At 72.4% G+C, this 17,477-nt stretch carries 15 protein-coding genes; 8 read left to right on the top strand and 7 right to left on the bottom strand.

The genetic code is table 11. From position 1 onward, the window contains the following. Nucleotides 1–22: 22 nt before the first annotated feature. From GTY56_RS40330 to GTY56_RS05265, 6 genes are all read right to left on the bottom strand, one after another. Complete coding sequence (locus tag GTY56_RS40330) at nt 23–205, bottom strand: hypothetical protein (RefSeq protein ID WP_079129072.1); 183 nt, start codon at nt 203–205, stop codon at nt 23–25. Between the two features lie 128 nt (nt 206–333). Continuing rightward, the gene (locus tag GTY56_RS05285) at nt 334–1,293 is read right to left on the bottom strand and encodes an alpha/beta fold hydrolase (RefSeq protein WP_161362970.1); all 960 of its coding nucleotides are present in this window, start codon (nt 1,291–1,293) and stop codon (nt 334–336) included. After that, nucleotides 1,290–1,778, bottom strand: coding sequence for a phage holin family protein (locus tag GTY56_RS05280; protein ID WP_161362968.1), 489 nt, complete (start codon nt 1,776–1,778; stop codon nt 1,290–1,292). Before GTY56_RS05280 ends, GTY56_RS05285 begins: the two co-directional genes overlap by 4 nt. A 120-nt stretch (nt 1,779–1,898) precedes the next feature. Then, nucleotides 1,899–3,335, bottom strand: coding sequence for a Na+/H+ antiporter NhaA (gene nhaA / locus GTY56_RS05275; protein ID WP_161362965.1), 1,437 nt, complete (start codon nt 3,333–3,335; stop codon nt 1,899–1,901). Nucleotides 3,336–3,533: 198 nt separating this feature from the next. Next, nucleotides 3,534–5,489 (bottom strand): acetate--CoA ligase, encoded by a 1,956-nt coding sequence (acs, locus tag GTY56_RS05270; protein WP_161362963.1) that lies wholly within the window; start codon nt 5,487–5,489, stop codon nt 3,534–3,536. Nucleotides 5,490–5,930: 441 nt separating this feature from the next. Continuing rightward, entirely contained in the window at nt 5,931–8,303 is a 2,373-nt protein-coding gene (locus tag GTY56_RS05265; RefSeq protein WP_161362961.1) for a bifunctional SulP family inorganic anion transporter/carbonic anhydrase, read from the bottom strand. Nucleotides 8,304–8,594: 291 nt separating this feature from the next. On the opposite strand from GTY56_RS05265, the gene GTY56_RS05260 reads away from it, so the two are divergent. Together GTY56_RS05260 and GTY56_RS05255 are read left to right on the top strand one after the other, a co-directional pair. Continuing rightward, nucleotides 8,595–9,860 (top strand): polysaccharide deacetylase family protein, encoded by a 1,266-nt coding sequence (locus GTY56_RS05260; RefSeq protein ID WP_161362959.1) that lies wholly within the window; start codon nt 8,595–8,597, stop codon nt 9,858–9,860. A 90-nt stretch (nt 9,861–9,950) separates the two neighbouring features. Continuing rightward, nucleotides 9,951–10,775, top strand: a complete 825-nt coding sequence (locus tag GTY56_RS05255) for a Fic family protein (protein WP_161362957.1) — start codon at nt 9,951–9,953, stop codon at nt 10,773–10,775. Nucleotides 10,776–11,110: 335 nt separating this feature from the next. Here the strand turns inward: GTY56_RS05255 and GTY56_RS05250 are convergent, their stop codons facing one another. Beyond that, complete coding sequence (locus GTY56_RS05250; RefSeq protein ID WP_161362955.1) at nt 11,111–11,944, bottom strand: HAD family hydrolase; 834 nt, start codon at nt 11,942–11,944, stop codon at nt 11,111–11,113. A gap of 573 nt (nt 11,945–12,517) precedes the next feature. Between GTY56_RS05250 and ssd the strand changes: the two genes are divergently transcribed. From ssd to GTY56_RS05220, 6 genes are all read left to right on the top strand, one after another. Next, the gene (gene ssd, locus GTY56_RS05245) at nt 12,518–13,630 is read left to right on the top strand and encodes a septum site-determining protein Ssd (protein WP_161362953.1); all 1,113 of its coding nucleotides are present in this window, start codon (nt 12,518–12,520) and stop codon (nt 13,628–13,630) included. Then, nucleotides 13,627–14,853 carry a TadA family conjugal transfer-associated ATPase gene (locus GTY56_RS05240; RefSeq protein WP_161362951.1) on the top strand — a complete coding sequence of 409 codons (1,227 nt, stop codon included), beginning with the start codon at nt 13,627–13,629 and terminating at the stop codon, nt 14,851–14,853. Before ssd ends, GTY56_RS05240 begins: the two co-directional genes overlap by 4 nt. Continuing rightward, nucleotides 14,837–15,709, top strand: coding sequence for a type II secretion system F family protein (locus tag GTY56_RS05235; RefSeq protein WP_161362949.1), 873 nt, complete (start codon nt 14,837–14,839; stop codon nt 15,707–15,709). The genes GTY56_RS05240 and GTY56_RS05235 overlap by 17 nt, the downstream gene beginning before the upstream one ends. Next, entirely contained in the window at nt 15,706–16,500 is a 795-nt protein-coding gene (locus GTY56_RS05230; RefSeq protein WP_161362947.1) for a type II secretion system F family protein, read from the top strand. The genes GTY56_RS05235 and GTY56_RS05230 overlap by 4 nt, the downstream gene beginning before the upstream one ends. 74 nt (nt 16,501–16,574) lie before the next feature. Next, nucleotides 16,575–16,784 carry a DUF4244 domain-containing protein gene (locus tag GTY56_RS05225; RefSeq protein ID WP_161362945.1) on the top strand — a complete coding sequence of 70 codons (210 nt, stop codon included), beginning with the start codon at nt 16,575–16,577 and terminating at the stop codon, nt 16,782–16,784. Further along, entirely contained in the window at nt 16,771–17,130 is a 360-nt protein-coding gene (locus GTY56_RS05220) for a TadE family type IV pilus minor pilin (RefSeq protein ID WP_161362943.1), read from the top strand. The genes GTY56_RS05225 and GTY56_RS05220 overlap by 14 nt, the downstream gene beginning before the upstream one ends. Nucleotides 17,131–17,477 lie beyond the last annotated feature (347 nt).

Raw genomic sequence — 17,477 nt, 5'->3', positions numbered from 1 at the left:
CGTCACTCGCGCGGGTGACGCCTCAGTCGCGTGTGTGACGCAGACGTACGGAGACCCAGCGGGCCCGGCGGCGGAGGATGCGCGGGATCCCCACCCTGGGATCCGCGGTCACCATCTGCGGTGCGCCGCTTCGCTGGTGGGGGTTCGTACCGCTCGCCGAGCGGCGATTGCGGGTTGCGTCACTGTAGTCGTGCGTCCAGCCCATACCCCGACGTGTGCCCCCGCCCCATGGTCGATAACCGCGCCCGGAGCGTCCAATTGGCCTATGCGCCGGGCAATTGGCCGTTCGTCAGACAAACGTTCACGTGCCGGTGACGGGGCGGTGCCGACCGGTCACCGGTCGGGTTCGGGGTCCCGCAGCCAGTTGATGAGTTCCGAGGAGAACGCGACCGGGTCCTCCTCGTGCGGGAAGTGACCGAGGCCGTCGAACAGACGCCAGCGGTAGGGGGCTTCGACGTACTCGCCGGACCCGGCCGCGCTGCGGGTGCGCATCACGGGGTCGAGCGAGCCGTGCAGATGGAGGGTCGGCACGTGCACCGGCCGCTTCATCCGCCGGTTGAACTGGATGCCGTCCGGGCGGGCCAGGGAGCGCACCATCCAGCGGTACGGCTCGACCGCGCAGTGCGCCGCGGAGGGGATGCACATGGCGCGGCGGTACGCCTGAAGCGCCTCGTCCTCGGGCGGGCGCGGCCCGGACCACTCCTGGATCAGCTTCGCCACGAGCGCCCCGTCGTCGGCGGTGAGCTGCCGCTCTGGGATCCAGGGCCGCTGGAACCCCCAGATGTGTGAACCGGCACGGCTCTGCTTGACGTCTCTCAGCATGGCCGAGCGCCAGCGTCGCGGGTGCGGCATGGACGAGACCGCCAGCCGCCGCACCAGCTTGGGGCGCATTGCCGCCGCCGTCCACGCGAGGTAGCCGCCCAGGTCGTGGCCGACCAGCGCGGCATCCGGCTCGCCGAGGGAGCGGATGACGCCGGTGACGTCGAGCGCGAGGTTGGCGGGGTCGTAGCCGCGCGGCGTGCGGTCGCTGCCGCCGACACCCCGCAGGTCCATGGCGACGGCCCGGAACCCCGCGTCGGCGAGCGCCACCAGCTGGTGCCGCCACGTCCACCAGAACTGCGGAAAGCCGTGCAGCAGCAGCACCAGCGGCCCGTCGCCCAGCTCGGCGATGTGGAAGCGGGCGCCGTTGGCGGCGACGTCGCGGTGGCTCACCTTCCTCCCGCCGGGGACGTCGAGCAGGACGGCCGGAGCCGGTGGTGCAGATGGTGCAGAGGGTGTGTCGGGGTCCGTCATGAGGACGAGCGTGCCACAGCCTCGATGGCCTCCGGAGCCCGGTCCTGCGGCAGCTCCGGGCGCGGGTGCGGCTTGGCCTTCTGCAGCACGACCGCACTCTCCTTCATCGACGCGGCGACCTTCTGCGGGCCCTTGCTCTTCTTGGCCTTCTTCGCGAAGGTCACGCCGATCAGCGCGAGCACCCCGGCGATCAGCACGTTCGCCGCGAACGACAGCAGGAAGCAGACCGCGAGGTTCCAGTCGCTCCACGTGCGGATGCCGTACGCCAGCGCGAAGTTCAGCATCGGCAGGGAGAAGATCAGCACCGCGCCGGCCGCCGAGAAGGCGCCGCCGCTGGTCGCGCCCCGCTTCACGTCCTGCCTGAGCTGCGCCTTGGCCAGCGCGATCTCGTCGTGCACCAGCGCCGACATTTCCGCTGTCGCCGAGGCGAACAGCTGGCCGATGCTGCGTTCGGCGCCGACCGGGCTGCCGTCGGGTGCGCTCATCGCGGTCTCCCTTTTCTGCGTACGGTCCGTTGTCCGCGTCTTGTTCCTGACCCGCCCCAGTCGTCCGGCCGGGCACGGTCCGACTGCGTACGGTCCCGTCTTTTGTACCGTCTCGTCAGATCATGCCGGACGGTGGTGGCCCTCGCCTGCCCCGTCCGGTACATCGGCAAGCCCGTGGCGCGCGGCTGCCTTCTCCCGGGCGATCCGGCGGTGCTCGGCGGCCTTGCGCTCGTAGAGGGTGGCGAGCCGCACGTGGTAGGCGGGATCGTCCTCCTCGTAGACGTCCGGGACGCCGTCGGCGTCCTCGTCGCGCTCCTCGTCCGCCCACAGGCGACGGTACTTGGCGTTGCGGATCTTCAGCAGCACGGTCGCGAGTGTCGCGGCGATCAGCGAGCCCAGCAGGACGGCGGCCTTGACCTGGTCCGTCATCGTCCCGTCATCGGCGAAGGCGAGTTCGCCGATGAGCAGCGACACGGTGAAGCCGATGCCGGCGAGACTGGCCACCGCGAACACGTCCGCCCAGGCCAGGTCGTCGCTGAGCGAGGCGCGGGTGAAACGGGCCGTCAGCCACGTCCCGCCGAAGATGCCGACCGCCTTGCCGACGACGAGCCCGAGGACGACGCCCAGGGTCTCCGGCTGGGTGAACACGTCGGCGAGCGCTCCGCCGGACACCACGACACCCGCGCTGAACAACGCGAACAACGGCACCGCCAGCCCCGCCGACAGCGGCCGCACGAGGTGCTCGATGCGCTCGCCGGGGGAGCGGTCCTCCCCCTCGCGGCGGTGGCAGCGCAGCATCAGGCCCATCGCGACCCCGGCGACGGTGGCGTGAATGCCGCTGTTGTACATCAGCGCCCAGATGACGAGGGCGAGCGGCACGTACACGTACCAGCCACGGACGCCCGCGCGCAGCAGCACCCAGAAGAGCAGCAGCCCGGCGACGGAGCCGCCGAGCGCGGCGAAGTTCAGGTCGGCGGTGAAGAAGACGGCGATGATCAGGATCGCGAAGAGGTCGTCGACGACGGCGAGCGTGAGCAGGAAGGCCCGCAGTGCGCTCGGCAGGGAGGTGCCGATGACCGCGAGCACGGCGAGCGCGAAGGCGATGTCGGTGGCGGTCGGCACGGCCCAGCCGTCCAGGGAGCCGCCGCCGGCGACCGCGGTGACGGTGTAGACGAGCGCCGGTACGGCCATGCCGCACAGGGCCGCGACGACCGGCAGCGCGGCGGCCTTCGGGTCACGCAGATCGCCCGCGACGAGTTCGCGCTTGAGCTCGATGCCGGCGACGAAGAAGAAGATCGCCAGCAGTCCGTCGGCGGCCCAGTGCGCGACGGACAGGTCGAGGCCGAGGGCGGCGGGGCCGATGTGGAAGTGGGAGACGCTCTCGTAGCTGTCGCGCAGCGCGGGGATGTTCGCCCAGAGCAGCGCGGTGACCGCGGCGGCGAGCAGCAGTACCCCGCCGACGGTCTCGGTGCGCAGCGCGTCGGCCACATAGGTCCGCTCGGGCAGGGACAGACGTCCGAAGACCTTGCGGGGGGTGGTGGGGCGGGGCGCGGTCACGGGGAAGACCTCCGGTAGACGGGCAGGGCGGAACACCTGCCGACCAGACTTCCCGGCGCACCTTGGAACACTTGCTTTGCTTAGTCTAGGTAAATGTACGGCCGCGCGCATCCGGTGGTCGCCGCCGCCGGGGCGCGCTCACGGAGGGCACCCGGTGATCGGGTGCCCTCCGTCGGCTCCGTCATGCCGGTGCCGCGGTCAGTCCTCGCTGGGCGCGGCGGGCAGTTTGGACTGGATGAGGTCCATGACCGTGGAGTCGGTCAGCGTAGTGACGTCACCCAGCTGCCGGTTCTCGGCGACGTCCCGCAGCAGACGGCGCATGATCTTGCCGGAGCGGGTCTTGGGCAGCTCGGCCACCGGCAGGACCCGCTTGGGCTTGGCGATCGGGCCGAGGGTGTTGCCGACGTGCGTGCGCAGCTCGGCGACCAGGTCCTCGGTCTCCGAGGCCGTCCCGCGCAGGATGACGAAGGCGACGATCGCCTGCCCGGTGGTCTCGTCCGCCGCGCCGACCACGGCCGCCTCGGCGACCGCGGGGTGGGAGACCAGGGCGGACTCGACCTCGGTGGTGGAGATGTTGTGACCGGAGACGAGCATGACGTCGTCCACCCGGCCGAGCAGCCAGATGTCGCCGTCGTCGTCCTTCTTGGCGCCGTCACCGGCGAAGTACTTGCCCTCGAAGCGCGACCAGTACGTGTCGATGAACCGCTGGTCGTCGCCCCAGATGGTGCGCAGCATCGACGGCCACGGCTCGGTCAGCACCAGGTAGCCGCCACCGCCGTTCGGCACCTCGTTCGCCTCGTCGTCGACGACCGTCGCGGAGATACCGGGCAGCGGCGTCTGAGCGGAGCCCGGCTTGGTAGCGGTCACGCCCGGCAGCGGAGTGATCATCATCGAGCCGGTCTCGGTCTGCCACCAGGTGTCGACGACCGGGGTGCGGTCGCCGCCGATGTTCTTGCGGTACCAGACCCACGCCTCGGGGTTGATCGGCTCGCCCACCGAGCCCAGCACGCGCAGGCTGGACAGGTCGAACTTGGCGGGGATGTCGTCGCCCCACTTCATGAACGTACGGATCGCGGTCGGCGCGGTGTAGAGGATCGTCACGCCGTACTTCTGGACGATCTCCCAGAAGCGGCCCTGGTGCGGGGTGTCGGGCGTGCCCTCGTACATGACCTGCGTCGCGCCGTTGGCGAGCGGGCCGTAGACGATGTACGAGTGGCCGGTGACCCAGCCGACGTCGGCCGTGCACCAGTAGACGTCCGTCTCCGGCTTGAGGTCGAAGACCGCGTGGTGCGTGTAGGCGGTCTGCGTGAGGTAGCCGCCGGAGGTGTGCAGGATGCCCTTCGGCTTACCCGTGGTGCCCGAGGTGTAGAGGATGAACAGCGGGTGCTCGGCGTTGAACGCCTGCGGGGTGTGCTCGGTGCTCTGCCGCCCCACCAGGTCGTGCCACCACACGTCGCGGCCCTCGGTGAAGGCGACCTCCTGGCCCGTGCGGCGCACGACCAGGACGTGCTCGACGATGCCCGCCTTCTCGACGGCCTCGTCGACGGCCGGCTTGAGCGCGGACGGCTTGCCGCGCCGGTAGCCGCCGTCGGAGGTGATGATCACGCGCGCGTCCGCGTCCTGGATGCGGGTGGCGAGCGCGTCCGAGGAGAAGCCGCCGAAGACGACCGAGTGCGCGGCGCCGATGCGGGCGCAGGCGAGCATCGCGATCGCCGTCTCGGGGATCATCGGCATGTAGACGGCGACCCGGTCCCCGGCCTGAACACCCAGCTCCAGCAGCGCGTTGGCCGCCTTGGAGACCTCGTCCTTGAGCTCGGCGTAGGTGATGGCGCGGCTGTCGCCGGGCTCGCCCTCGAAGTGGATGGCGACCCGGTCGCCGTGTCCGGCCTCGACGTGCCGGTCGACGCAGTTGTAGGCGACGTTGAGTTCGCCGTCCTTGAACCACTTGGCGAACGGCGGGTTCGACCAGTCGAGCGTCTCGGTGGGCTCCTTGGCCCAGGTCAGCCGACGGGCCTGCTCGGCCCAGAAGCCGAGCCTGTCAGCCTTGGCCTGTTCATACGCCTCCGCCGTGACGTTGGCGTTCGCGGCCAGGTCGGCGGGGGGTGCGAACCTGCGCTCTTCCTTGAGCAGGTTGGCCAGGCTTTCGTTGCTCACGGCATCTGCCTTTCCCAGGGTGTCCGTTGTGTCCCAGGCCACAGCTCATCAGACCCGGGGGTGCGATGACAAGGGCCGACCGCCGATTGGTTTAGACCTGTCGGACGGTGCTGTCGGGGACCGGGGTCATCCGTACCCACGGACGCCGACCAGGGAAAGTTCACTGCGTGTGCTGCCGGTTACCGGGAATCCGGCCGAGCGGAGGAAGGTCGTGGCGTGCGCGGGTGAGGCGGGGAGCGGAGTGATCCGGTGACGGGGTGCTGAGGCGGGCGGCCGGCAGACCGGTGGTGGTCCGGTGGGCCAGGCGGTCGCCGGACCGACCCCGGTCCGCCGGCCCGGGCCATCCGCTGCGGCGGGCCACCGGGTGTGCTCCCGGCCGCGACCGGGAGCACACCGCAAACCGGTGCCCAGCCGGGGCAGACCCTCGCCCCGGCATCCGGCTCATGCCGTCAGGTCCGACTCCCGTACGCGGTCGAAGACCCCACCGGCGTCCGTCTCGGTGAGCAGATACGCCTCGGCCTCGCCCACGTGGAAGTACATCCCGTGCAGCTCCAAGGCGCCCTCGTCGAGGGCCCGGGCGACCGAGTCGTGGGCGCGCAGGTGCTCCAGCTGCTGGACGACGTTCGTCAGGCAGAGCTGCTCGACCGCGTCCTCGGGCGAGCGCCCGGCCAGCCTGCCCCAGGGCAGACTCGCGTCGGCCATGCGCTCCAGGCTCGGCAGCCCGTGCCTCAGCCACCGCTTCAGCGGGGTCCGGGCGCCGCCGGGCTCGGAATTGAGCAACGCCTGCATGGCGCCGCAGCCCGAGTGCCCGCACACCGTGATGGACCGCACCCGGAGCACGTCCACGGCGTACTCGATGGCGGCGGCCACCGAGTCGTCGCCGCTCTCCTCGCCCGGGCGTGGCACGAGGTTCCCCACGTTGCGCACGACGAACAGGTCGCCCGGACCACTGGAGGTGATCATCGACGTGACCAGCCGGGAGTCGGCGCAGGTCAGGAAGAGCTGCGAGGGCCGCTGCCCCTCACGCGCCAGCCGGGCCAGCTCGCTGCGCACCAGGGGCGCGGTGTTCCGCTGGAACGCGCTGATGCCTCGCGCCAGTTCGTGCCCGCTGGCTCCACCGGGGCCCGTCGGATCCGGCTCGGAGCGGTCCGACCCGTCCGGGTTCTTCTCGGCGGGGGGTGTGGAGTGGGGACCGTCGCACTGGTGGTTGCGCCAGGGCGTCCAGGGGCGGCAACGGCAGTCGCTGCCGGACTGGGGCTCGGAGATGCGGGTGCCGGGATGCCGGCCGGTGATCTCGACCGAGCCGCCCTGCGCGGTGTGCGTCTTCTGCCAGTCCTGCAACGTCTCGTAGGCCGCGTGGTCCATGAACGACCCGTCCAGCTCGACGACGGTGTCGGAACCGTGGGGCACGAGATGCAGGGTCCGGCTGAGCCGTGGCACGGCGAGGAACGTCAACTGCCCTCTGACGTGTACGTGGTGGACTCCTTCCTTCTCCTCGTGTGTGATGCGGGTGCGGGTGAGGCGGTGCAGGGCGACGCCGACGGCCATGGCGATGCCCAGCGCCACGCCCTCCAGGACGCCGAGGGAGACCACGCCGAGGGTGGTGACGGCGTAGACCCAGACTTCCCGGTGGCGGGTCACCGTGCGGATGTGGTTCAGGGAGACCATCTGGATGCCGACGGCCATCACCAGGGCGGCGAGCGAGGCGAGCGGGATGAGCTCCAGGATCGGGACCATCAGCAGCGCGGCGATCACTACGAGAACGCCGTGCAGCATCGTGGAGTTCCGGCTGACGGCACCCGCGTGCACATTCGCCGAACTCCGCACGGCCACACCGGCGATGGGCAGTCCGCCGAGCGAGCCGGAGACGATGTTGGCGGCGCCCTGCCCGAGCAGTTCGCGGTCGAGGCGGGAGCGCCCGACCCGTGCGGACAGGCCGCCCGGGCGGGCGGCCACCAGCTTGTCGACGGCGACCGCACCGAGCAGTGACTGCACGCTGCACACCAGCGTGGTGGTGAGCACGGCGGCGACCAGACCGAGCACGGGGCCCTCGGGCAGGCCGGCCAGGGCGTGGTTGCTCCAGGACGGCAGGTCGACCTTGGGCAGGCGGAGCCCGGCGAGGGCGGCGGCCGCGGTGGCTCCGGCGACGGCGACAAGCGCGGCCGGCACCTTGCGCAGGAGGCGTCCGGTCCGGCCGGGCAGCCTCGGCCAGAGCAGCAGCAACGCCAGGGTCAGCACGCTCACGGACACCGACGCGAGCCGCATGTCCGCCAGCTGCGCGGGCAGTGCGCGGAGGTTGTCCGGGACGGAGCTCTGCGGTGTGCCGCCGAGCACGATGTGCAGCTGGGCGACGGCGATGGTGACGCCGATCCCGGCGAGCATGCCGTGCACGATGGCGGGGCTGACGGCGAGAGCGCCCCGGGCCACGCGCAGGCAGCCCAGGCCCAGTTGGGCGAGGCCGGCGAGGACGGTGATGGCGCAGGTCGTCCGCCAGCCGTAGCGCTGGATGAGGTCGGCGGTGACGACGGTGAGTCCGGCGGCTGGTCCGCTCACCTGGAGCGGGGAGCCGCCGAGCCGCCCGGCGACCAGCCCGCCCACGGCCGCGGCGACGAGGCCGGCCTGGAGGGGGGCGCCGGTGGCGAGGGCGATGCCCAGGGACAGGGGCAGGGCGATCAGGAAGACCGCGATCGAGGCCGACACGTCGGCACCCGCGATCCGGAATCGGCGGGGCCCGGGCGGCGGCGGACTGTGGGGCGGATGGGTGCGTTCGGTTCGGTTCGGGTCGGTGGCGCGTGTGGGGACGCAGGCTGACATGGTTTCCCGTCTCCTCCGGGGCTGCGCGGTCGCGTAACTGTGGGGTCCCGCTCGGGGCGGGGTTCGGTCGCGGCGGTCACGGCGTAAATCGGCGGGATGAATCAACGCTCGGTAAACGGATCGTAATGCAGAGTAAAGGGCGAGCATAGACTTAACGGGCAAATGGGCGAATAGATCACTCTGAAGAGTGAAGTGGCTATGTGATCGGCTTGTCGTACTAATTCCTTCTCGATCTCGTGCGAATTTGGCGGCGCTGTCCGCACCCGAGAGAAGGAAGAAGGTGGGCGGAACATGGCCGCCACCCACAGGATCGCCGCGAGTTCCGTGATCGCCGCGGTCTGCGCCGCATCGCTCGCCGGTTGCGCGACCGGCACACCCCGGCAGAAGACCCCCGACCCGCAGAAGGCGACGCCGGCGCAGGCGCCCAAAAGCGCGGTCCGGCTGATCGGGGACGGCTCCACCGCCTACACCGGCGCCCAGCCGCACCTGCCCCGGCCCGAACGCCTGCGACCCGGCCAGAAGCCCCCGCAGTTCGTCGTCTTCTCCTGGGACGGCGCGGGCGAGGACAGCCAGAAGCTGTTCTCCCACTTCCGTAAGGTCGCCAGGGACAACAACGCGACCATGACGTACTTCCTGAGCGGCGTGTACATGCTGCCCGAGGACAAGCGCGACCGGTACCGGCCGCCGCAGCACTCCCCGGGGCGCTCCGACATCGGCTTCAACGACCGCCGTGGCATCGCCGCCACCGCGAAGCAGCTGCGCCTGGCGTGGCTGGAGGGCAATGAGATCGGCACCCACTTCAACGGCCACTTCTGCGGCAGCGGCGGCGGGGTGGGCGAGTGGTCGGTCGAGGACTGGAAGGACGAGATCTCCCAGGCCAAGCAGTTCGTGAAGACCTGGAAGACCAACACCGGCCTGAAGGACGCGTCCCCGCTGCCCTTCGACTACGACAAGGAACTCATCGGCGCCCGCACACCCTGTCTCGAAGGCCAGCGCAACTTCATGAGGGCGGCCCGCGACCTGGGCTTCCGCTATGACACCAGCGGCGTGAACGACCAGGTCTGGCCGAAGAAGAAGCAGGGTCTGTGGGACGTGTCCATGCAGCTCGTGCCGTTCCCCGGCCACTCCTTCGAGCAGCTCACCATGGACTACAACTTCATGGTCAACCAGTCGGGCACCAAGACCCAGGGCAACCCCGCCATGCACGACTTCTGGGGCGACCAGATGCGCGACGGCCTGCTCAAGGGCTTCTCACGGGCCTACCACGGCAACCGCGCGCCCCTGATCATCGGCAATCACTTCGAGTCCTGGAACGGCGGCACCTACATGCGGGCCGTCGAGGAGGTCATCGAGTCGGTGTGCACGAAGGAGGAGGTGCGCTGCGTCTCGTTCCGGCAGCTCGTGGACTGGCTGGACGCGCAGGATCCGAAGACGCTGGAGAAGCTGCGCACCCTGCAGGTCGGCCAGGCGCCCAAGGAGGGCTGGGCGTCCTTCCTGTCGGGCCGGCCCGCCCCTGCTCCCAAGGGCGTCCCGGGGCCTCCGGCGGCCAAGGGGTAGCTCTCGGGAGTGACGCCGTCAGGCGCACGCGCGCGTGAAGAAGGCCACTCCGCCGTGGGTCCGGGCCCAGGGATGCGTAGGGTCGTACTCATGAGTACAGCAGGCGCGACCGCCGACCCCCTCGCGGCCCTGGGGGCGCTGCCCGGAGTGGCCGATTCCGTGGAGTCCGTACGCAAGGCCGTGGACCGGGTCTACGGGCACCGGGTCATGCGGCGGCGCAGCAACGCGATCACCTCGGAGGCGGCCCTGCGCGGCGCCCGCGCCTCGGCCGCGCTGTCCGGCGCCGACTGGGCCCTGGAGGAGGTGCGCCGTCGTACGGACTTCAGCGGCGACGACGAGGCCCGCGCCGTGGGCGCCGCCCTGCGGCTCACCGCGGAGGCGGGCCAGCTGCTGTCGATCTGGCGGCAGTCGCCCCTGCGGGTGCTGGCCCGGCTGCACCTGGTGGCGGCCGCGGACCAGGGCGACCAGGTGGGGCGGCGCCGCAAGGAGGGCGAACAGGTCGACGAACCGCTCGTGGGACTGCCGCTGCCGAGTGCCTCCGAGGCGCACGGCAGGCTGGACGGACTGGCCGGCCTGATCATCGCGGGCGGAACCGCGCCGGCGCTGGTGACGGCCGCCGTCGTGCACGGCGAACTTCTGGCGCTGCGCCCCTTCACCTCCCACAACGGCCTGGTCGCCCGCACGGCCGAACGCATCGTCCTGGTCGGCAGTGGCCTGGACCCGAAGTCGGTCTGTGCGGCCGAGGTCGGCCACGCCGAGCTGGGACGCGACGCATACCTGGAAGCGCTCGGCGGATACGTCTCCGGTACCCCGGACGGTGTCGCCGCCTGGATCGCCCACTGCGGCAGGGCGGTCGAACTGGGAGCCCGCGAGTCGATGGCCGTGTGCGAGGCGCTGCAGCGCGGAGCGGCGTGACATCACCCGGCCGGAAAAATGATGCGGCGGCACGATTTCTCGTACCGCCGCTGGCATGAGCATCGGGTTACCAAGCGTCCTCGATATGTGCCCATCAGGCCGGGAGCTTTGCCCGTGACCTGGTGCGGCTGGCCCGTATTCGACGGGTCGACGTCGCGTGGGTGCCCGGTGTTCATGCTCGGTCCGTGGGGCCAAATGCGTTAAAAGGTGATCCTCTCGGATGTCCTTGGTCTCGCGGGCCGTTGAGTCCTTTGTACTCCTGCCCCGGAGCAAGCGGAAGTCCAGGCTGCACTTCTTTACTTTCGGGTTCACGCGGGGCGGCCCGTCGCCGCAGGTCAAGCCACCGTCGTCCGGCGCCTGTTCGCGTACCAGACGAGTCCCGCGGTGGCCGCAGCGGCGCCTATGGCGGCGACCGCGACGAGCGCCGGGCGTGGTGGCACGGAGAACGCGGGGATGCGCTGCTTGAGCCGGACCGGCCGGTGGAAGTCCAGGATCGGCCACCCGCGCGCGAGGGCCTCGCGGCGCAGTGCCCTGTCCGGGTTCACTGCATGCGGGTTGCCGACGGACTCCAGCATCGGCACATCGGTCGCCGAGTCGCTGTAGGCGTAGCAGCGGCTGAGGTCGTAGCCCTCGGACTCGGCCAGTTCCCTCACGGCCTCGGCCTTGGTGGGGCCGTACGCGTAGTACTCCACCTCACCGGTGAAGCAGCCGTCCTCGCCCACGACCATGCGGGTGGCGACCACGCGGTCCGCCCCCAGCAGCTCGCCGATCGGCTCGACCACCTCCGCGCCGGACGTGGAGACGATCACGACGTCGCGGCCGGCGGTGTGGTGCTCCTCGATGAGGGAGGCGGCCTCGTCGTAGATGATCGGGTCGATCAGGTCGTGCAGCGTCTCGGCGACGATCTCCTTGACCTGTTCCACGTTCCAGCCGCGGCACAGGGCGGACAGATATGCGCGCATGCGCTCCATCTGGTCGTGGTCGGCGCCGCCGGCCAGGAAGACGAACTGGGCATATGCGGTACGCAAGACGGCCCTGCGGTTGATCAGACCGCCTTGGTAGAACGACTTGCTGAACGTGAGCGTGCTCGACTTCGCAATGACCGTCTTGTCCAGGTCAAAGAAGGCGGCTGTGCGGGGCATCGAGTGGTTTTCCACGCCCCAGAGCATAGGGGCAGCCCATTCGGCGTAAGGTGGGGCGCGTGGGTTTGCCTGAGAAGGCTCTCGGGTACACCATGGAAGTCACGGATCGTTCGCGACCGTGCTAACCCGGCCCGACTCCTCCCCCCCCGAGTCGGCCGTGGGGACGACCCCCGCTCTCCCCCCCGGCGGGGGTCGTCGCATGTCCGGATGGGTTTTCTCCCTCTTCTCGCAGCCTGAATGACGCGCCGGTGCGACTTCCGAGGCAGTTTGGCATGCCCATGACTCATTACTCAGGGTAGCCGTCATGCTGCTCTGTGGGAGCCGCGCCGAGAGCCGGAGCGGCTCACCGGTATGGGTGACGGCGATATTCACAACCCCCCGGTCCTCCACAGTTATCCACCAAGATCCACACGATTTCCGGGATCGCTGCACCGTGATTCCAGCGCGCCCCGCTCGCGGCGAGTTCATGGCCGGTTCCGAGTGCCCGGGGGCGTTTGGCCGGTTTCTGTCGGCCGTTCACAGGGAGGCCGCTTGCCGGTTCTTCCCACGTTTGGGAATCGCGGGACCGCAGGGGCCGCGCGAGCCATGCAGCGAAGGGGGATGGAAACCGTGGCCGGAATCGTCACACACGACCCGCCGCCGGGCGCCGGAGGGCGGCAGGGCGGACCGCTCATCGTCACCGAGGACACCGAACTCCTCGACGACCTGCTGCGCCTGTGCGCGGCGGCGGGCGCCACGCCCGAGGTGCACCACGGGGTGCCGGAGCGCAGGGGCACCTGGGAGGCCGCACCACTCGTCCTGGTCGGCGACGACGCGGCGCGGCGGGTGCGCGGAGCCGTACGCAGAAGGGGTGTGGTGCTCGTCGGCCGGGACCAGGACGACTCCGGGGTGTGGCGCCGGGCCGTCGAGATCGGCGCCGAGCACGTTCTGATGCTGCCCGACGGCGAGCAGTGGCTGGTCGACCGGATCGCCGACGTGGCCGAGGGCGTCGGCCGGCCGGCCCTCACCGTGGGCGTCATCGGCGGCCGGGGCGGGGCCGGAGCGTCCACGCTCGCGTGTGCCCTCGCCGTCACGTCCGCGCGGGAGGGGCTGCGCACCCTCCTCGTGGACGCCGATCCGCTGGGTGGCGGACTCGATGTACTCCTCGGCGGCGAGACGGCCGAAGGGCTGCGCTGGCCCGCGTTCGCCTCCTCTCGCGGCCGGGTCGGAGGGGGCGCTCTGGAGGAGTCACTGCCCGAACTGCATGCGCTGCGCGTGCTCAGCTGGGACCGCGGCGACCGGATCGCGGTCCCGCCGCAGGCGGTGCGGGCGGTGCTCGCGGCGGCCCGGCGCCGCGGCGGCGCGGTCGTGGTCGACCTGCCGCGCCGCATCGACGACGGCGTCGCCGAGGTCCTCACCCAGCTGGACGTCGGCGTGCTGGTGGTGCCCGCCGAGCTGCGGGCCGTCGCGGCGGCGGGCCGGGTGGCCTCCGCGGTCGGCATGGTCCTGCGGGACCTGCGGGTGGCCGTCCGCGGGCCCTACCCACCGGGGCTCGACGACCGTGAGGTGGCCCGGCTGCTCGGACTGCCCCTGGTCGGCGAGGTACCGGCCGAGCCGGGTCTGTCGCGCCCGGACGACGCCATGGCACCACCGGGCGCTGCTCCCCGCGGACCGCTCGCCCGCTTCTGCAAGGAGTTCTGGGAGCGGGCGCTCGTCGAGGCGGGTACGGCATGAGCACCCTGGCCGGAGTCGAAGGCGCGGCGCTGCTCGACGGGGTGCGGCGGTGGCTGGCCGAGAGCGGGGCCGATCCGACCCCCGCGCGTGTGGCGCAGGCTCTGCGGGAGCAGGGGCGGGTCCTCGGGGACGCCGAAGTCCTGGGAGCCGCAGCGCAACTGCGGTCCGAGCTGGTCGGCAGCGGGCCGCTGGAGCCGCTCCTCGCCGATCCGTCGGTGACGGACGTGCTCGTGTCGGCCCCCGACCGGGTCTGGGTGGACCGGGGCGGAGGACTGGAGCTGACGCCGGTGCGTTTCGCTGACCCGGCGGCCGTACGACGGCTCGCCCAGCGTCTCGCAGCGGTGGCCGGGCGCCGCCTGGACGACGCCCGGCCCTGGGCCGACGCCCGGCTGCCTGACGGCACCCGGCTGCACGCGGTGCTGCCGCCGGTCGCGGTGGGCTGCGCCTGCCTGTCGCTGCGGGTCGTACGGCCGCGTGCCTTCACGCTCGCCGAGCTGGTCGCGGCGGGCACGGTGCCGCCGGGCGGGGACCGCATGCTGCGCGCCCTGCTCGACGCCCGGCTGTCCTTCCTCGTCAGCGGAGGCACGGGCACCGGCAAGACCACGCTGCTCAGTGCCCTGCTGGGGCTGGTGGGACCGGACGAGCGGATCGTCCTCGCCGAGGACTCGGCGGAACTGCGGCCCGACCATCCGCACGTCGTGCGGCTGGAGACCAGACCCGCGAACCAGGAGGGCGCGGGCCTCGTGACCCTGGAGGACCTGGTGCGCCAGGCCTTGCGGATGCGGCCGGACCGGCTGGTCGTGGGCGAGGTGCGCGGGCCCGAAGTGGTGCATCTGCTGGCCGCGTTGAACACCGGACACGAGGGCGGTTGCGGAACCGTGCACGCCAATGCCGCCGCCGATGTACCGGCCCGGCTGGAGGCGCTTGGCACGGCCGCCGGGCTCGACCGGGCCGCGCTGCACAGCCAGTTGGCGGCCGCCCTCTCCGTGGTGCTGCACCTGGTGCGCGACCGTGCCGGGCGGCGGCGGATCGCCGAGGTGCACGTGCTGGAGCGGGACCCGTCGGGCCTGGTGCGGACGGTGCCGGCGCTGCGGTGGGGAGCGGATGCGTTCGTGCGTGAGCGGGGGTGGGAGCGGCTGCGGGGGCTGCTTCGGGGCGGGGCGAGTGGGAGCGGCTCGGGTGAGGCCCGGGCGGAGGGGGTGGGTCATGACGGGGGTGCCTGAGATGTCGATGGGTGCGACTGTGGCGTGCGCGGGGGTGGCGGTCTGGCTGCTGGGTGAGCGTCAGGACGCGGCGCGACGGGCACGACTGCTGCTCACGAGCGGCGAAGGCCCGGGGGGTGGGCCGCCCGGGTGGCGGCGGCCGGCCGGTGAACTGCGGCACGTCTGCGGGCGGCTGCGGCCCGAGTGGTGGTCACTGGTGGCCGGGCTGGTCCTGGCGATGCTCGGGGCGTCGGTGCTGCCGGCCGTCCTGGGCGCGGCCGGGGTGCCGTTGCTGCGGCGGGTCCGGCTGGCCGGCCGGGCGCGGCGGGACCGGGAGCGCAGAGCCGACGCGGTGGTCGCGTTGTGCGGAACGCTCGCCGGGGAGGTGCGGGCCGGACGTCAGCCGGGTGAGGCGCTGTTGCGGGCCGCGCGGGACTGCGGCGGGCTCGCGGGCGCGCAGGCGACGGTGCTGGCGGCGGCGCGGTTCGGCGGTGACGTGCCGGATGCGCTCGCTACGGCGGCCGGGCAGCCGGGTGCCGAGGGTCTGCGGGGACTGGCGGCGTGCTGGCGGGTCGCCGTGGACCAGGGCGCCGGGCTCGCCGCCGGACTCGACCGGCTGGCCGCCGCTCTGCGCGCGGAGCGGGATCAGCGGGCCGATCTGCGGGCCCAGTTGGCGGGCGCCCGGGCCACGGCGGTGATGCTCGCCGGGCTGCCGGCCCTGGGGCTGCTCATCGGCACCGCCCTCGGGGCCGATCCCTTGCACGTCCTGCTGCACACCGGGGCGGGGCTGGGCTGCCTGGCGGCCGGCGGAGTGTTGGAGGGCCTGGGGCTGTGGTGGGTGCAGCGGATCGTGCGGGGCGCGGAGGCGGCGGCATGAGCAGCGCGGAAGTTGTCCACAGGCTGGGGGCGGCCATGGGGATCGTGCTGGCCTGCGCGTGGTCGGCGCGGTGGGTGATGGAGGCGCGACGCCGCCGGAGGATGCGCCGGCGGCTGGCCGGGCTGCCAGGGGCCCGGGAGCCGGCTGTCCCCGTCCCACGGCGGGCATGGCGGGGGGTCGCGCGGACGTGGCTGGCCCCTGTGGCCGTGGCGTGCGCCGGATGGGTGCTTGCCGGGGGCCTCACCGGGGCCGCGGTAGGACTGGTGGGCGCGCTGGGGCTGTGGCGATGGCGGCTCGGAGAGCAGACGTCCGGCGCGGACCCTGGTGCGCCCGACCTCGCCGAGGCCGCGCGTCAACTGCCCTTGGCCGCCGACCTGCTGGCGGCCTGCATCGCGGCGGGCGCCGGCCCGGTGATCGCCGCGCAGGCGGTGGGTGAGGCCCTGGGCGGCCCTGCCGGCGATGCACTCGCCCGTGGTTCGGCGGAGGTGCGACTGGGCGGCGAACCGGGCTCGGCCTGGCGGACGTTGGGTGCCGTCCCGGGCGCCGGAGGCCTGGCCCGGCTGCTGGAACGCGCCGATGTGTCCGGACTGCCCGCCGCGGCACCGGTCGCGCGGCTCGCCGCGGAGGCCCGGGCCGACTGGGGCCGAGCAGCGACGGCCCGGGCCCGGCGGGCCGGCGTGATGGTCAGTGCGCCGGTCGGACTGTGCTTCCTGCCCGCGTTCATCGCGGTCGGCGTGCTGCCCGTGGTGATCGGGCTCGCGGGCGGGGTGCTCGGAGGGGGTGGTGGGTGACGCGGTGAACGACCGGAGGCAGTGAGCGATGAGCAGTCAGCAACAGGAGTTCGGACTATCCCACGGGGGTTGAGATGTATCAGGTGGTACGGGCGCGGCTGCGTGCCCTGGTGTGCGGGATGCGTGCGGCGCGGAGGGACGCGGGGATGGTGACGTCCGAGTACGCGATGGGAATCGTCGCGGCGGTGGCGTTCGCGGTCGTGCTCTACAAGGTCGTCACGAGCGGCCCGGTCAGCGCGGAGCTGCAGAGCATCGTGAAGGAAGCCCTCAATGCGCGGATGTGAGCGGGGCGCGGACCGGGGGTTCGTGACGGCGGAGTCGGCCGTGGTGCTGCCCGTTCTGGTGATGTTCGCGATGGCACTGGTGTGGGGGCTGCTGGTCGTGGCAGCGCAGATCCAGTGCGTGGACGCGGCGCGGACGGGCGCGCGCGCCGCGGCCCGGCAGGACCCGCCCGGGGCGGTCGTGAAGCTGACCCGCGAGGCGGCGCCGCCGGGCGCGAAGGTGACCGTCAGCCGGGACGCCGAGTACGTGCGGGTGGTCGTCGTGGCGGAGCCGCCGGTGCTGCGGGGTCTGTCCTTCGCCGTACGCGAGGAGGCCGTCGCCTCGGCGGAGGAGGCGGTGGGCCGGTGAGACGGCGACGGAGGGGTGCCGAGCGGGGCCGGGCAAAGGCCGCCGTCCGGGGTGTCGGCGCGAGCCCGGGGGCCACTGACGTCCGGAGTGTCACAGCGGGCCTGGGGCCGGTGGGCGCCGAGCAGGGCGCTCGGGGTGCCGGCGCAGGCCGGGGGGCCACCGACGTCCGGAGTGGCGTCGCGGGTCGGGGGGCCGTCGGCAGCTGGAGTGTCGTCGCGGGTCGGCGGTCCACCGACGTCCGCGGTGTCGGCTCAGGCCGGAGATCCACCGGCGTCTGGAGGGGTGGCCCGGATCGCGGGTTGGCCGGCGTCTGGAGGGGTGGCCCGGATCGCGGGTTGGCCGGCGTC

The organism is Streptomyces sp. SID5643, assembly GCF_009872555.1.
GTDB classification, from domain to species: domain Bacteria; phylum Actinomycetota; class Actinomycetes; order Streptomycetales; family Streptomycetaceae; genus Streptomyces; species Streptomyces iakyrus.
Note: the sequence above shows the minus strand (reverse complement) of the source record. Positions and strands in the feature narration are given on the sequence as shown.

Bases quoted from the DNA above. Each gene is read 5' to 3' on its own strand.
- GTY56_RS40330 (WP_079129072.1), bottom strand. From the start codon at position 205: ATGGGCTGGACGCACGACTACAGTGACGCAACCCGCAATCGCCGCTCG.
- GTY56_RS05285 (WP_161362970.1), bottom strand. From the start codon at position 1,293: ATGACGGACCCCGACACACCCTCTGCACCATCTGCACCACCGGCTCCG.
- GTY56_RS05280 (WP_161362968.1), bottom strand. From the start codon at position 1,778: ATGAGCGCACCCGACGGCAGCCCGGTCGGCGCCGAACGCAGCATCGGC.
- GTY56_RS05265 (WP_161362961.1), bottom strand. From the start codon at position 8,303: ATGTCAGCCTGCGTCCCCACACGCGCCACCGACCCGAACCGAACCGAA.
- GTY56_RS05260 (WP_161362959.1), top strand. From the start codon at position 8,595: ATGGCCGCCACCCACAGGATCGCCGCGAGTTCCGTGATCGCCGCGGTC.
- GTY56_RS05255 (WP_161362957.1), top strand. From the start codon at position 9,951: ATGAGTACAGCAGGCGCGACCGCCGACCCCCTCGCGGCCCTGGGGGCG.
- GTY56_RS05250 (WP_161362955.1), bottom strand. From the start codon at position 11,944: ATGCTCTGGGGCGTGGAAAACCACTCGATGCCCCGCACAGCCGCCTTC.
- ssd (WP_161362953.1), top strand. From the start codon at position 12,518: ATGGAAACCGTGGCCGGAATCGTCACACACGACCCGCCGCCGGGCGCC.
- GTY56_RS05240 (WP_161362951.1), top strand. From the start codon at position 13,627: ATGAGCACCCTGGCCGGAGTCGAAGGCGCGGCGCTGCTCGACGGGGTG.
- GTY56_RS05235 (WP_161362949.1), top strand. From the start codon at position 14,837: ATGACGGGGGTGCCTGAGATGTCGATGGGTGCGACTGTGGCGTGCGCG.
- GTY56_RS05230 (WP_161362947.1), top strand. From the start codon at position 15,706: ATGAGCAGCGCGGAAGTTGTCCACAGGCTGGGGGCGGCCATGGGGATC.
- GTY56_RS05225 (WP_161362945.1), top strand. From the start codon at position 16,575: ATGTATCAGGTGGTACGGGCGCGGCTGCGTGCCCTGGTGTGCGGGATG.
- GTY56_RS05220 (WP_161362943.1), top strand. From the start codon at position 16,771: ATGCGCGGATGTGAGCGGGGCGCGGACCGGGGGTTCGTGACGGCGGAG.